Here is a 15,095-nt window from a genome sequence, read left to right as displayed (position 1 = left end):
TTTACCTCACCGCCTGGGAAAGCGCCGCCTGGGCCTCGAAATTGGCCAGGATCGCCCCGATGCGCGGAGCGCAGCCGCCGCAGCCGCTGCCGGCATGGGTCCTCTCGACGATCTCCTCGACCCGGATGAGGCGGTCGGCGAGGATCGCGTCCTCGATCTCGCCGGCGGTGATCGCCTTGCAATTGCAGATCTGCCGCGCCCGCGCCTTTTCCCGGGCGGCGACGGGATCGCGCTCGGCGGCGGCCAGTTCCTCGGCGATCGCCTGATCGGCCCGCTGCTCCCAAGTGGTTTCGTCCCAGGGGGCGGCCTTGCGGACCTGACCCCAGATGGGATTGGACAGCGCCTTGTCGATTTCGGCCACCAGATCGACCATCCCCTCGTAGCCGGCATAGGCGTGATGGCGTTCCTGATTGATGTCGAGCCAGGGCATCTTGGCCTTCAGCGCGACGAACTGCGAACGGCCCCCCGACAGCATGATGTCGGCGCGGGCCTCTTTCAGCATCTTGTACATCTCGCGGGGGCTCATATCGTCGATCATATGGGCGTCGTCGCCCATCAGTTCCTTGATGCGCTCCTTGTCCTCCTTGGTCGACTTCTTGACGCTGGTGCCGACGATCTCGATGCCGACCTCCTGCAGCGCGGCGACCACCGACCAGGATTTGACGCCGCCGGTGATCAGCAGCACGCGCTTGCCGCCAAGACGCTTCTTGTAGGGCGCCAGACGCTCCCAGGCCCGCGCCTCCTCGCGCGCGATCAAGGCCTCGGTGCGGCCGAGAAGCTCGTCCGGCGCGCCGCGCTCGACCAGCAGGCGGGCGATCTCGCGCAGCGACTCGCTCATGTCGCCGATGCCGTAGAAGGACCCCTCGAAGAAGGGGATCTGGTAACGCTCCTCCATCTTGCGGGCGACGTTGATCATCGCTTTCGAGCAGACCATCATGGCCGCCCGCGCCCGGTGCGAGGAGGCCACCTCGTGATAGCGGGCGTCGCCCGAGATGCAGGAAAGGATGCGGATTCCAAGCTCGTCGAGCAGCGGTTTGACCTGCCACAATTCGCCGGCCAGATTGTATTCGCCGATGATGTTGATGTCGTAGGGCGTGGTGACCTCGGGCTCCTCGGTGCCGATGACGTAATCGAGCAGCGCCTCGCCGGCCAGTTTGTTGCCGAGGTTCTTCGGCCCGACGAAGCCCGGCGAATTGATCGGGATCACCGGCTTGCCGAGACGTTCGCTGGCCGCCTTGCAGACCGCGCCGATATCGTCGCCGATCATCGCCGGCACGCAGGTCTGATAGACGAAGACCGCCGGCGGATCGTATTTCTCGATGATTTCCTTGATGGATTTGTAAAGCCGCTTCTCGCCGCCGAAAATCACGTCCTGTTCGCCGATGTCGGTGGTGAAGCCGGTCCGGTAGACCTGCGGCCCCGACGACTTGGCGCCGCGGTTGTCCCAGGAATTGCCCTCGCAGGCGATCGGCCCGTGCACCAGATGGGCGACGTCGGTGATCGGCTGCAGGGCGATCTTGGCCCCGTCGAAGGCGCAGCCGCCGGCTGCCGCGCCCGGTTTCAACTGCTTGGTGCAGCCCTTTTTCCGCTCCTTTTCCGACTTGCCCTGGTTTTTGCCGCACCCCGGCTCGGCGAAAACCTCCTGAATCTTGCTGGCAAGCGTGCTCATGACAGTCTCCTTCAGCGGCAGGAAGCCCCGACTCTTTTTTCGTCATTGCCGGGCTTGACCCGGCAATCCATGGACCCCCGGGTCAAGCCCGGGGGTGACGACAGGAAAAGGACGCCAACAAGCGATTACCGGATGATGTCGTAGCTGTAGTCGGTCTTGGAGGCGACGATGGTGTTCTGGTCCAGGACGTCGAAGATCTTGTCGAGGATCCACACCAGGACATTGAGCCCGCCCTGGTAGCCCCACACCGGATAGCGGTGGTGGTGATGGCGGTCGAACACCGGGAAGCCGATGCGGATCAACGGTGTTCCGGTATCGCGTTCGAGATATTTGCCGTAGGTGTTGCCGATCAGGAAGTCCACCGGCTCGGTGAACAGCAGCGAACGCATATGCCAAAGATCCTTGCCGGCGTAGGCGTGGCAGTTCTTGCCGAAGGGCGAGCTGGCGAACAGCTTGTCCATCTCGGCTTCCCAGGCCTTGCCGCCGTTGGTCGACAGCACATGCACCGGCTCCGCCCCCAATTCCATCAGGAAGCCCGCCAAGCCCAGGGTCAGGTCGGGATCGCCGTAGATGGCGAAACGCTTGCCGTGGATGTGGGCGCTCGAATCGGCGATGGCGTCGATCAGGCGTCCGCGCTCCTTGCGCAAGGCCTCGGGCACCGACTTGCCGGTGATCCGGGCCACTTCGCGAAGAAATTTGTCGGTTCCGGCAACGCCGACGGGATGGTTGAAACTGACCACCTCCTGGCCGGTTCCGGCGATATATTCGCCGGTCTTCTCGGAGCAGAAGGCCTGCATCGAAAGGGTCGCCTTGGCGTGGATCGCGTTGGCGGCGTCCTCGAGCGTGGTGCCGCCGTCATACATACGGAACTGGCCGTCGGCGGGGGTGTCCCAGACGTCGGAATTGTCGGAGAGGATGGTGTAGTCGACGTCCATCAGCTCGAAGATGCGCTTGATCTCGCGCAGATTGCCGACGGTGTAACCGTCGAAGCCGCCGATGAAATTGATCTTCTCGTTCGGCTGACGGACCAGCGGCGCCTCCGTGCCCGCCTTGCCGCCCCAGAAATGCTCGAAGATGCCCTTCATCACATTGTCATAGCCGGTGATGTGGCTGCCGACGAAGGCCGGCGTATGGGCGTAGGGGACGTCGAAGTCCTTCGGCACCGAACCTTCTTCCTTGGCGTTCTTGATGAAGGCGTTCAAGTCGTCGCCGATCACCTCGGCCATGCAGGTGGTGGAGACTGAAATCATCTTCGGCTTGTAGAGGGCATGCGCATTGGCCAGGCCGTCGATCATGTTCTTCAGGCCGCCGAACACCGCCGCGTCCTCGGTCATCGACGAGGAGACGCAGGAGCTGGGCTCCTTGAAATGACGGGAGAAATGGCTGCGGTAATAGGCGACGCAGCCCTGACTGCCATGGACGAAGGGCAGCGTGCTTTCGAAACCGACGGCGGCGAAAACGGCGCCCAGGGGTTGGCAGGCCTTGGCGGGATTGACCGTCAATGCCTCCCGGCTGAAGTTCTTCTCGCGGTATTCCCAGGTCTTGGTCCATTCGCGGACCTGGTCCCGTTCCGCGTCGGGCACGGGCTCTTCGAAATTCTTCCGTTTGTTCTCCAGCATCTCCTTGTATTCGGGCTGCCGGAAGAGATCGACGTGATCGAGTATGTGTTCGGCGCTCTGGGTCATTTTTCAATCCTCATCATCGTGGTGCGGGCGGACATCCGAACCGAACTATCTCAATCGCAGTGGCACCGGCGTCTCTGCCGGTGTCCGCCGACAGGCGGAATTCCCGGAACTTTCCGGCTCCGCCGGAACACCGGCAGGGACGCCGGTGCCACTGAAACTGAAACAACGCGCGACTCGGACACCCGCCCCACACCTCCTTCAGGGCAGCGGGTCAGCCTTCGACAGGTTCCAGACCGGCGCGTTGATCGCCATGTCCATGTCGCGGGCGAAGATGGCGAAGCCGTCATAGCCGTGATAGGGGCCGGAATAGTCCCAGGAATGCATCTGGCGGAACGGCACGCCCATCTTCTGGAAGACGTACTTTTCCTTGATGCCGGAACCGACCAGATCGGGCTGGACCTTTTCGACGAACTTCTCGAATTCGTAGCCGGTCACATCGTCATAGATCAGCGTGCCGTCCTTGATGTAGTGGGTGGTCCGCTGATAGTCGTCGTTGTGGCCGAACTCGTAGCCGGTGCCGACCACCTCCATGCCCAGGTCCTCGTAGGCGCCGATGACGTGGCGCGGGCGCAGGCCGCCGACGAACAGCATGACCTTCTTGCCTTCGAGGCGAGACCGGTAGCGCTTGATCACCCCATCCATCAGGGGCTGGTATTTGGCGATGACCCGCTCGGCGCCGTCCTTGATCTTGTCGTCGAAATGGCTGGCGATCTTGCGCAGCGATTCGGCGATCTTGCTGGGCCCGAAGAAATTGTATTCGACCCATGGAATCCCGTACTTCTCTTCCATGTGCCGCGAGATGTAGTTCATCGAGCGGTAGCAGTGCAGCACGTTGAGCTTGGCCTTGGGCGTCGCCTCGAGCTCGGCGATGGAGCCGTCGCCCGACCATTGGGCGATGACCCTGAGACCCATCTCCTCAAGAAGGATGCGCGACGACCAAGCGTCGCCGCCGATGTTGTAATCGCCGATGATGGCGACGTCGTAATCGGTCTGTTCGAACTTGGCCGGCTTGCCGTCCTGCTTGTCGAACACCCAGTCGCGCACCGCGTCATTGGCGATGTGATGACCCAACGACTGCGAAACGCCCCGGAAGCCCTCGCAGCGGACCGGCACGATGGTCTTGCCGCCATATTGCTTGGACTTGGCCTTGGATACCGCCTCGATGTCGTCGCCGATCAGGCCGATCGGGCACTCCGACTGCACGGTGATTCCCTTGTTCAACGGGAACAGTTCGACGATCTCGTCCATCACCTTGGCGAGCTTCTTGTCGCCGCCGAAGACGATGTCCTTCTCCTGGAAGTCCGAGGTGAACTGCATGGTGACGAAACTGTCGATTCCGGTGGTGCCGATGTAATAGTTGCGGCGCGCCGCCCAGGAATATTGGCCACAGCCGACCGGACCATGGCTGATATGCACCATGTCCTTGATCGGGCCCCACACCACGCCCTTGGACCCGGCGTAGGCGCAGCCCCTGATGGTCATCACGCCGGGAATGGACTTGACGTTGGACTTAACGCCGCAGTCCGGCTTGCCCTCCTCGAAGGTTCCCAGATGCTTGGCGCGTCTTTTCGCGGTTTTATCCGGATAGACCTCCAGCACCTCGTCGATGAGGTCCTTGTTCCTCGCTTTGATGTCTTCGATGCTTTCCGATATCGCCAAGCTCATGATCTTGCCCTCGCTTGCCTTGATGAGTTCCGTTTCGGCGACCGGCGTTTCGCCTTTGGGCGAAGGCCGGTCGCCTTAGGGAATGCCGATCAGGCGGACGCCGCCGCCAGATCCGCCGCCGACTTGCCGATGACCGATTCGTCTTCCTTCTTCATGATGCCGAATTCCATCAGCAGCTCTTCCAGCTCCTCCATGGTGATCGGCGTCGGAATGGTGCCCTTGCCGCCGTTCTCATGGATCTTCTTGGCCAGTTGGCGATATTCGTCGGCCTGCTTGGAGTCGGGCGCATATTCGATGACGGTCATGCGCCGCAGTTCGGCGTGCTGCACGATGTTGTCGCGCGGCACGAAGTGGATCAGCTTGGAATTCAGCTTCTTGGCCAGGGCCTCGGCCAGTTCCAGCTCCTTGTCGGTCTGGCGTTCGTTGCAAACCAGGCCGCCCAGGCGGACGCCCCCGGTGTTGGCGTATTTCAGAATGCCCTTCGAGATGTTGTTGGCCGCGTACATGGCCATCATCTCGCCCGACATGACGATGTAGATCTCCTGGGCCTTGTTCTCGCGGATCGGCATGGCGAAACCGCCGCAGACCACGTCGCCCAGCACGTCGTAGGAGACATAGTCGATGCCGTCATAGGCGCCGTTTTCTTCCAGGAAGTTGATCGAGGTGATGACGCCGCGGCCGGCGCAGCCCACACCCGGCTCCGGTCCACCCGACTCGACGCAGCGGATGTTCTTGTAGCCGGTCTTGAGCACGTCCTCGAGTTCCAGATCCTCGACCGAGCCGGCCTCGGCGGCCAACGACAGGACGGTGTCCTGGGCCTTGGCATGCAGGATCAAACGGGTGGAGTCGGCCTTGGGGTCGCAGCCGACGATCAGAATTTTCTGACCGAGGTCGGACAACGCCGCCAGGGTGTTTTGCGAGGTGGTGGATTTGCCGATACCGCCCTTGCCGTAAAATGCGATCTGACGCAGTGACATCTCTATCTCCTTAGCGATTGGGTTTCCATTCAACCAACGGGCTCGTTCGCCCAACCCTGATTCCTTTTAAGACCTTCACGACTTGCGGGCTCCGGGACTGCGGACTTGGCTTTTCCCGTCCGGCATCCTCCCGCCGTGCCGGCATCCAATTAGCAAGGCTCGTGCCAACGTATCATCATATTGATATTGCTTTATTATTTCAGGAATCGTCACTTTGTTCGGATCTGTTCAAATTGGACATCGCTGTCCGCACTGTCCGAAGTGAATGCCCGGTTGACGGGCCGAAGGACGAGGGTTTGGCGTTTTTGTGGGTCAATCGGAGGGTGTGGGACGCGGCATGGCGATTGCTTGGACCTTCCGGCAAACGCACCCCAACCAGAGAGGCCAGACATGCAGATCGGTGTCGAGATTGCGAGAGCCATTGAAAACAAGCGCGTGTTCGTCATCGACAGCGACGAGATCTCGCGGGCCGCGCTTCAATTCATGCTGCACGATGAAAACGAAGCCCACGAACTGGCCGGCCTCGACGAGGCCTACGCGAAAGGCCGGGAAGGCCAGCCCGACCTTGTCCTTTTGGGAACGGGCATCGTCCTGGACCGTGGGGAGGAGGTGATCGGCGAGATCGCCGGCCATTTCCCGCGAGCCAGGATCCTTCTGGTCGGCGACAAGCCGCAAAGCCTGCCGCCCGGAGCGCACGGCCTGCTGACAAAACCGCTGACGGTCGAAAAGGTCCGCGACAAAGTGGACATCATGCTGGGCCGCAAGACCCCCGTCATCGTCCCCCTGACGGTGCTAACGTCGAAGCCGAAGGGCTAGAACGAGGCTAAGGATTAAGGAAAACCACCAAGACACCAAGGCACCAAGGGGACGGAATGCGCCGCAGGCATTCCCACGTCCTTCCAGCGTCAGTTCGTTGGATAATCAAAGGAATGCCTGCGGCGCTTTCAAATCATCCGCCGGCGAACGACCACCGTCGCCCGACATTTCCCGAAACGCCTTGGTGCCTTGGTGTCTTGGTGGTTCAATTCCGCTTGTTTACGAACGAACGCGCCGGGTTCTCAGCCCGCCGGCGGCTTCGGACAGGCCGATGAACAGGCAGCAGATGGCCATCAGGACGATGGAGAGCGCCGAAGCCGACGGCAGGTCGGCGCCGGTTTCGGAAATCTTCGAATAAAGCAGCAGCGGCAGGATATTGAGCTGGGTTCCGACCAGGGCGAGCGCCGTTCCATAGGCTCCCATCGCCACCGCCGAGGTCAGGCAGAAGGCCCTGAGCAGGACGGGAAAGACCTGCGGCAGCAGGATGTCCCAATAGACCCGCCAGGCGGGCGCCCCCAGGCTTTGGGCGGCCGACAACTGGCTCGCGTCGAAATTCCGGATGACCGGCAGCACCACCATCACGACGCGGGGAATCAGATAATAACCATAGGCGAGGCCCAATCCGGCCGGAGTATAGATGAAGGCCCCCACCGTGGCGGGATCCAACCCCAGTTCAGCCAGGGCCAAGGTGACGAAGCCGGCGCGCCCCAACAGCAGGATGAAGCCGTAGGCGACGATCAGGCCGGAAAAGGTCAGCGGCAGGGCGATGACGAACATCAACGCGGTGCGCAGCCCCTCCGACAGGCGAGACAGATGCAACGCCACCCCGAAACCGACCAGCACCGAGCCCAGGGGAGCCGTCAGGCCGAGGATCAGGCTGCCCCGCAAGCCCCGCCAGAATAACGGATCGGCGAACAGCTGGCGGAAGGCCTTCATGCCGTCCGCCAACGCCTCAATGAAGATCGAGCCCAGCGGCGCGATGAAGAACAGCAGGAAGACCGCCGCGCAAGGCAGGACAAAACCGACCGTGATGCGGCGGGATATCATCGCCCGGCTTCCCTCACTGGCCAAGCGCGGCACGCGCCCAGCCGCTGTCGATCTCGGCCTTGGCGGCTTGCGCCTTGACGACGTCGATCGGCTTCAACTGCGGCGCCGGCGGCAGCTTGGCGGAAATGTCGGACGGCAGGGCGACGCCCGGCACCGAGGGGCGCACGAAGCCTTCGGCGAAGGTCGCCTGGCCCTGTTCTGTCATGATGAAATTGAGCCACAGCCGGGCGGTGTTGGGATTGGGCCCGCCCTTCACCAGACTGATGGCGTAGGGCGCCGAGGCCGAGGCCTCCTTCGGGATGACCACGGCGACGTCGTCGCCCATGCCGTCGACATATTTGGCCTTCAGCCCGTCGTTCTCGTAACCGATCCAGACGGGAATCTCGCCTTTCAGGAACTGGGCATAGGGCGTGGTGCCGACGGTCCGCAGCACATTGCCGCCCTTGTGCAGCCTGCCCAGATAGTCGAGACCCGGCTTGACGTCGTCCATGTCGCCGCCGGCGGCGAAGTTGGCGGCGAACACCACCACCTGCCCCTGCCCGGTCGAGCGCGGGTCGAGATAGACCACGCTGTTCTTGTAATCGGGCTTCAGGAGGTCGGCCCAGGATTGCGGAACGGTCTTCACCAGCTTGGTATTGACCAGGAAGGCGACGTTCAGGGTATGGATGGTGAACCAGCGCCCGTCCGTTTCCCGGAAGGCCGGGGGCAGCTTGTCGAAATTGACCGGTTTGAAGGGCGCCACCACATCCTTGGCCACCGCATCCACCGCCGAGCCGGCAAAGTAATAGGCGGTGTCGGCCTGCGGGCGGTTGCGCGCCTTTTCAAGGGCCACCACCGTCACCGCCGAACCGATGTCGTTATAGACGATCTCGAGGTCGGGATAGCGTTTCTTGAAATTGGCGAATTGGGCCTTCCAATTGGCCCAGGTCGGACCGGTGTCGAAGGACACCACCATGCCTTCCCTGGCCGCCGCCTCGTAGAGGGTCTTCTCGCCATCGTAGAGTTCCGGCCCCACGAAGGCCCGGGCCACCGTCGGCAAGAGCAGCGCCGCGGACAGCGCAAAACGGACAAACCAAATCCCCATGATCTCCACTCCCTTAAGCGTCAACGGTTTCAGGCGGAAGCAGGCGGATCGCTTCCGATGGAATTTGAACGGCGGCGATCGGCCCCCGATAGCCGGCGGTCTCGCCATGCACGACGGATTGGCCGACGCCCATGTCGAAACGGCGGATCGGACCGGCAAAGCGATCGAGGCTCACGGCACCGGCGAGCACCACGCCGTCCGCCTTCGCCTCGGCCGGATCGGCCAGCGGCAGAATGCGCTCCGGCCGGACCATGGCGGTGACGGAAGAACCGGGAGCGAAACCCGTGGTGTCGCAGGCCAGGGCGCCGACGGGAGAAGCGATCCAGCCGGGCGCGCTGACCGTCGCCTCCCACAGATTGGCCTTGCCGACGAAGGCGCCGACCCGGCGGTCGACCGGCATGTCATAGAGGGTTTGCGGCGCCGCCACCTGCAACAGCCGCCCACCATGCATGACCGCGACGCGATCGCCGATCGACATGGCTTCCTCCAGGTCATGCGTCACATGCAGGGTGGCGATGCCGGCGTCGCGCTGCACGCGGGCGATCTCGTCGCGCATCTCGGCCCGGCGGAAAGCGTCGAGCGCCGACAGAGGTTCGTCCAGCAACAGGGCGCGGGGCGAAAAAACCAGGGCGCGGGCCAGGGCGACGCGCTGCTGCTGGCCGCCGGACAGGTTGGCCGGCAGCCGCCCGCCCAACCCATCGAGGCCGACCCTGGCCAGGGCGCGGCGCGCCTGCTCGAGGCGGGCGGCCCGGGGAACGCCCCGCACCTTCAGCGGATAGGCGACGTTCTGCACCGCCGTCATATGCTGGAACAGGGCATAAGCCTGGAAGACGATGCCGAGATTGCGCCGGTGCGGCGGCAATCCGCTCACGCTCTCGCCATCCACCAGGATGCGGCCCGACTGGGCCTCCAGGAAGCCCGCCAGCAGCTTCAGCAGCGTCGTCTTGCCGGACCCCGACGGGCCGATGACCACCAGCAGTTCGCCGTCTTCGATCTCAAGGTCGATGCCGAAAACGCCGACCTCGCTGCCGGGATAGCGATAGGTCACATTCTGGAAGGAGATGGCCATGGTGTCCCTTATGTTCTCGGATCAGGTGCGGGCCGAACCACCGGCCCGGGCGACCAGCGCGCCAACCACCGCGGCGGCCAGCGCCAAGGACAGCAACACGACGGTGGCGGCGCAGGCGAAGCCGGTGGCGCCGTAGAAGGCCTGCAACAGGAAGGTCGGATAGGTTCGGTTGAGGAATCCCGAGACCAGATTCGACAATTGAAATTCCCCGATCGACAGGGCTGCGACGGTAATCAGCCCCGACAGCACGCTGTGGCGCAGAGTCGGCACGACGATGTCGAAGAAACGGTTGCCGAAACCGGCCCCCAGCGAGCCGGCCACCATTTCCAGCTCGGCCAGTCGCAGATGTTCCATATCGGCCAGCAGGGTATTGAGCAGATAGGGCAGCGTCAGGACGACATGGCCGGCGATCAGCAGCGACGAGGTGCCGAGCCAGGGCAGGGTGTCGGTGGAAAACAAAAGAATGAAGCCGAAGGCCAGAGTCAGCTCGGGGACCGCCACCGGCAGCAGGCTGATCAGGCGGCCGGCGAAACGAACGCTCTTGCTGGCTTGCGAATGCAAGGCGTAGGCGGCGGGCAGGCCGATCACCACGTCGATGACGCAGGTCGCCGAGACTACCGTGAGACTGGTCCGGAAAGCCCGGCTCAGGCTGGGATCATCGAGAAGAGCGCCATACCAGTGCAGCGTCGCGCCCGAGGGCAGCATGCTGTTGGCCCAGACGCCGCCGAACGAGCCGAGCAGCAGCAGGGCGATGGGCGCCACCAGATAGATCAGATAAAGACAGGTCAGGACAGCCATGGACTCGCCGCTTCGGAATCGGAACGGAAGAATTTGTAAGATATCTTCCATCTGGGCTGCGTGATTGTTCCATGAAACCTGCTCCGTCACGAGGCGCCGGGAAAGCCCGGAGCCGGATGGACGGTCCCAACCGGAACGACGCGCGGGTTCTCTCGACTTTCGAACCCTCGTCTCGAAAATCACTTTTCCCCGGGCCGACGATGAGGCATAACCCCCTTTCGATTATGATAATGATTCTCATTATCGATTGGGGAGCTGGTTTGATGAAAAGAAGATTGGAGACCATTACCTGGCGTCATGCGGCGATGGGATTGCTCGCCTTGTCGGGGATGGGGGCGGCCGCTCAGGCTCAGACGACCGCAGGCAGTGCGATTTCAACGGATTCCGCAACGGTTTTACCATCGCTGCTGGTCCAGGGAGATGCCGACGGCTTCGGCGCGGCATCGGGGACCAACGGCTATGTCGCCACCAAAAGCTCGGCCGGGACGAAGTCCGATACCTCCCTGCTGGAGACGCCGCAGGCGATCTCGGTGATCACCCGCGATCAGATGACCGAACAGAATGCGCAGTCCTTGAACGACGCCCTGCGTTACACCGCCGGGGTGACGCCCGAGACACGGGGATCCATCGGCAGCCGCTACGACATGTTCAAGGTCCGCGGCTTCGACGCCGACACCTATTGGAACGGCCTCAAGCTCCAGGGCAACGGCTATTACATCCTGCCGCAGGTCGACCCCTATTTCATGGACCGGATCGACGTCGTGAAGGGAACCTCCTCGGCGCTCTACGGCCAGGCCAACGCCGGCGGCGTCGTTGATCAGCAGGGCAAGATGCCGACGGACACGCCCCAGCACGAGATCGGCATCGAAGGGGGCACCTTCAGCCATCTGCGCGGCACCATAGATATGTCGGGGCCGGTCACCGACAACAACCGCCTGCTCTATCGCATCGTTGGCATCGGCCTGACCGAGGATGGTCAGCAGAAATATACCCAGAACCAGCGCGTCGGCGTCATGCCCTCGTTCACCGTGAGGCCCGGCGAGGACACCAGCATCAATCTCTATGCCCTTTATCAGTTCGACCCGGCGGCCGGTCCCTACGGCACCATCCCGGTATCGGGATCGGTCCTGCCCGCGCGGAAAGGTTCGATCGCCGCGAATTTCTTCGACGGCGATCCCGGCTATGACCGTTTCGTCCGCACCCAGACGGCCATCGGCTATCAGATGGAAAGCCAATTGGCCCAGCCGCTGAAATTACAGATGAACGGCCGCTGGTTTCATACCGAACAGAAATACCAGTCGATCTACGGGACCGGCGCGGTGGACAGCGACGGCACGCTCACCCGCAACGTCTACGCCTCGAACGACAATGCGGACAGCTTTGCCATGGATAACCGTCTCCAGGGCAAGTTCGCCACCGGACCGGTGCATCACACCGTCGTCGGCGGCGCCGATTTCCAGACGATGAAAACCTCCTATTGGACGGGCGGCGTCTACAGCTCGGTTCCGTCGATCAACGTCTATGCGCCCCAATATTACGTCTCCGGCATTCCCGCAGCCGATTTGAGCAAGACCAGCATGGCCAGCGACCAGGTGGGAACCTATCTGCAGGACCAGGTGGAGCTGGCCGGCTTCACCTTGACGCTGTCGGGGCGCCAGGACTGGGCGGAATCGAAGACGCTGACCACCGGCGCCAAGCAGTTCGACAAGGCCTTCACCGGTCGGACGGGCTTAAGCTATCTCTTCGAAAATGGCGTTTCCCCCTACGTCAGCTTTTCGCAGTCCTTCGTTCCCCAATCCGGCATCGACGCCGTGACCGGCAAGGCGCTGGATCCGGAACGCGGCGAGCAGTACGAGGCCGGCGTCAAATACCAGCCCACCGGCATGAATGCCCTGTTCACCGCCGACGTCTTCCAGCTGACGCGCTCCAACCTCTCGACCTACGTTTCCGGGCTGGGTTACGTCCAGAGCGGCCGGGCGCGCTCGAAGGGCGTCGAATTCGAAGGCAAGACCGAGATCGTCAAGAATCTCAACCTGCTGGCCAGCTACACCTATCTCGACACCCGCTATCTGCAAGACGATACGGGCCTGACCGGCAAGCGCCTGGCCGGCATCCCCCACAACACCGCATCCGCCTGGGCCGACTACAGGATTTCGTCCGGCCCCCTGGACGGTCTCGACATCGGAAGCGGCGTCCGTTTCTTCGACGAATCGACCAACACGGCCAACACCTTCCTGGTCAACGGCACGACTCTGTTCGACGCCACGCTGCGCTACGATCTCGGCAAGCTGAACCCGCTGCTTGCCGGAGCCGACATCTATGTGAACGGCAAGAACCTGTTCGATCAGAAATATGTGGCGTCGTGCTATTACGGCGATTCGACGGGATCGAGCAATTGGTGCGCCTACGGCTATCAGCGCACCGTGGTCGCGGGACTGCATTACCGTTGGTAGGAAGCAAATAGAGTCAGGGGAGAAGGCTATCCGGCCCTCCCCGCCCCGCTACGGCATTCACACATCTTTGATTTTTCGGTGGAGAAAAATCTGTCGTTCGCGAGCCAAAAACGAAGAAATTCCTCAGTGGCACCGGCGTCCCTGCCGGTGTTCCGGCGGGAGTCGGAAAGGGTCCGCCTGCCGGCGGATCACCGGCACGGAGGCCGGTGCCACTGTTTTATCCAAGGCTGGCAATGCACTGATAAAACTACGAAATTTTAGATATGTGAATTCTGTAGCCCCGCCCTGTTCCCTTTCGCCGCCGGTCAATGGGAGCGCAACAGGCTTTCCGCCAGCAGGGTCACGCATTCCTCGACGTCGGTGCAGACGGTCACACCGGCCACCGACGGGGCATTGCACAATGAGAAGACCGGCTTGCCGAAATGCATGCCGAAGGCCATTTCCGACAAGGTTCCATATTCCCCGCCGACGGCGATCAACGCCTCGGCGGACCGGGCGATCAGCACGTTGCGCGCCGGCCCCAGGCCGGTCGCCAACGGCAGGCGGACATAGGGGTTGGCCGTCCGCCAGTCCTCGTCCGGAATGAATCCGATGGTCAGCCCGCCGGCCTTGAAGGCCCCGCGCGAAGCGGCTTCCATGACGCCCTTGCGCCCGCCGGTCAACAGCGGAAGCCCCAACTCCGCCACCGACCGGCCGATCGCCTCGGCCGTTTCGACCTGCAGGGCATTGGCATTGCGGGGACCGACCACGGCGACCGGCAGCGACCGCGCGCCCCCCTCCACCGACAGCCAGCGAATGGCCTCGCGGGGGGTGACGGACTGACCGTCGGAGGGTAGGGAGCCCGCCTCGACCCAGGTGCGGCTCCAGGCGTCGAAGCGATGATTTCCGGAATAGAGCATTCCGGCGGACCGGCTCAAGGTGAGGGACGACACTTTAGTTCTCCTTGGGGACTTAATCCCATGGAAGAAAGCGTGTAAGATAATTTACAGATGAACGCAACCCTTCACGGGAAAGCCTTCAGAATAATCGGGTGAGCGCTCCGGCAATCATGACACCACCGTTCGACGACATGACCGCTCGACAAAGACGCATCCTGAGCTGGATCGAAGAGCAGGGCTACGTGACCATCGAGACATTGGCCGGCCATCTCGGCGTCTCGATGCAAACCGTCCGGCGCGAAATCATCCGGCTCGACGCTTCCGGCCATCTGCAGCGCTTCCATGGCGGCGCCGGCTTGCCCGAGGGCCGGGTGCGCCTGGGTTATCACGGGAAAAGCGCCCTGGCGCGCGACGCCAAGAACCGGATAGCCGCCGCCGTGGCGGCCCGCATCGGCGAAGGATCGTCGGTTTTTCTCGACGTCGGCACCACGGTGGAAACCGTCGCCCAGGCCCTGGCCGGGCGCAAGGGCCTACAAATCGTCACCAACAGTTTGAACAGTGCCCGGATGTTCCAGGAAAACGGTACCTGCTCGACCTTCGTCCTCGGCGGATCGCTCCGCGGTGCCGACGGATCGCTGGTCGGCGAACTGACGCGCGCGGCCTTGCAGCAGTTCAAGGTGGATGTGGCGGTGATCGGCTGTTCGGCCATCGAGGCCGACGGCTCGGTCCTGGATTACGACATCGACAAGATCGCCGTGAAACGGCTGGTCGCCGCCACGGCTCGGCGGTCGTTCCTGGTGGCCGACTCCACCAAGTTCAATCGTCATGCGGTGGCCCGCATCGGATCGCTCGGCGATTTCGCCACCCTGGTGACCGACGCCCCCCTGCCCGCCGACGTCGCGGCGAACATGGGCGCCTGCCAGGCCATCATCGTGTGACAGCCCTTGCCGCCGG

Annotated in this window: 12 protein-coding genes; 3 read left to right on the top strand and 9 right to left on the bottom strand. The window is 62.9% G+C overall.

What is annotated here, in order from left to right; all coding sequences use genetic code 11:
- Position 1: 1 nt before the first annotated feature.
- From nifE to nifH, 4 genes are all read right to left on the bottom strand, one after another.
- Complete coding sequence (gene nifE, locus CWS72_RS10575; protein WP_101250573.1) at positions 2-1,669, bottom strand: nitrogenase iron-molybdenum cofactor biosynthesis protein NifE; 1,668 nt, start codon at positions 1,667-1,669, stop codon at positions 2-4.
- A 125-nt stretch (positions 1,670-1,794) separates the two neighbouring features.
- Entirely contained in the window at positions 1,795-3,354 is a 1,560-nt protein-coding gene (gene nifK / locus CWS72_RS10570) for a nitrogenase molybdenum-iron protein subunit beta (protein WP_101250572.1), read from the bottom strand.
- 198 nt (positions 3,355-3,552) lie between these two features.
- On the bottom strand, positions 3,553-5,019 hold the full coding sequence (nifD, locus tag CWS72_RS10565) for a nitrogenase molybdenum-iron protein alpha chain (protein WP_101250571.1): 1,467 nt from the start codon (positions 5,017-5,019) through the stop codon (positions 3,553-3,555).
- A gap of 89 nt (positions 5,020-5,108) precedes the next feature.
- Entirely contained in the window at positions 5,109-5,996 is an 888-nt protein-coding gene (gene nifH, locus CWS72_RS10560) for a nitrogenase iron protein (protein WP_101250570.1), read from the bottom strand.
- Between the two features lie 390 nt (positions 5,997-6,386).
- Here nifH and CWS72_RS10555 point away from each other — a divergent pair, with 390 nt between their 5' ends.
- Positions 6,387-6,812, top strand: coding sequence for a response regulator (locus CWS72_RS10555; RefSeq protein ID WP_101250569.1), 426 nt, complete (start codon positions 6,387-6,389; stop codon positions 6,810-6,812).
- 219 nt (positions 6,813-7,031) lie between these two features.
- Here the strand turns inward: CWS72_RS10555 and CWS72_RS10550 are convergent, their stop codons facing one another.
- The 4 genes from CWS72_RS10550 to CWS72_RS10535 are packed head-to-tail and all read right to left on the bottom strand — an operon-like array spanning position 7,032 to position 10,810.
- Entirely contained in the window at positions 7,032-7,859 is an 828-nt protein-coding gene (locus CWS72_RS10550; protein ID WP_101250671.1) for an ABC transporter permease, read from the bottom strand.
- Positions 7,860-7,872: 13 nt separating this feature from the next.
- Positions 7,873-8,943 carry an extracellular solute-binding protein gene (locus CWS72_RS10545; RefSeq protein WP_101250670.1) on the bottom strand — a complete coding sequence of 357 codons (1,071 nt, stop codon included), beginning with the start codon at positions 8,941-8,943 and terminating at the stop codon, positions 7,873-7,875.
- Between the two features lie 13 nt (positions 8,944-8,956).
- Entirely contained in the window at positions 8,957-10,012 is a 1,056-nt protein-coding gene (locus CWS72_RS10540) for an ABC transporter ATP-binding protein (RefSeq protein WP_101250568.1), read from the bottom strand.
- 21 nt (positions 10,013-10,033) lie between these two features.
- Positions 10,034-10,810, bottom strand: a complete 777-nt coding sequence (locus tag CWS72_RS10535; protein WP_101250669.1) for an ABC transporter permease — start codon at positions 10,808-10,810, stop codon at positions 10,034-10,036.
- A 263-nt stretch (positions 10,811-11,073) separates the two neighbouring features.
- Here CWS72_RS10535 and CWS72_RS10530 point away from each other — a divergent pair, with 263 nt between their 5' ends.
- Positions 11,074-13,263 carry a TonB-dependent siderophore receptor gene (locus CWS72_RS10530; RefSeq protein WP_158240589.1) on the top strand — a complete coding sequence of 730 codons (2,190 nt, stop codon included), beginning with the start codon at positions 11,074-11,076 and terminating at the stop codon, positions 13,261-13,263.
- 305 nt (positions 13,264-13,568) lie between these two features.
- Here the strand turns inward: CWS72_RS10530 and CWS72_RS10525 are convergent, their stop codons facing one another.
- A complete protein-coding gene (locus CWS72_RS10525) occupies positions 13,569-14,195 on the bottom strand; it encodes a TIGR00725 family protein (RefSeq protein WP_101250566.1) in 627 nt (208 codons plus the stop codon).
- A gap of 98 nt (positions 14,196-14,293) precedes the next feature.
- Between CWS72_RS10525 and CWS72_RS10520 the strand changes: the two genes are divergently transcribed.
- On the top strand, positions 14,294-15,079 hold the full coding sequence (locus tag CWS72_RS10520) for a DeoR/GlpR family DNA-binding transcription regulator (RefSeq protein ID WP_158240588.1): 786 nt from the start codon (positions 14,294-14,296) through the stop codon (positions 15,077-15,079).
- The last annotated feature ends 16 nt before the right edge of the window (positions 15,080-15,095 follow it).

Origin of the sequence: Telmatospirillum siberiense (assembly GCF_002845745.1) — a bacterium.
Taxonomy (GTDB): Bacteria; Pseudomonadota; Alphaproteobacteria; order Rhodospirillales; family Magnetospirillaceae; genus Telmatospirillum; species Telmatospirillum siberiense.
This window is presented reverse-complemented; position numbering and strand designations above follow the sequence as displayed.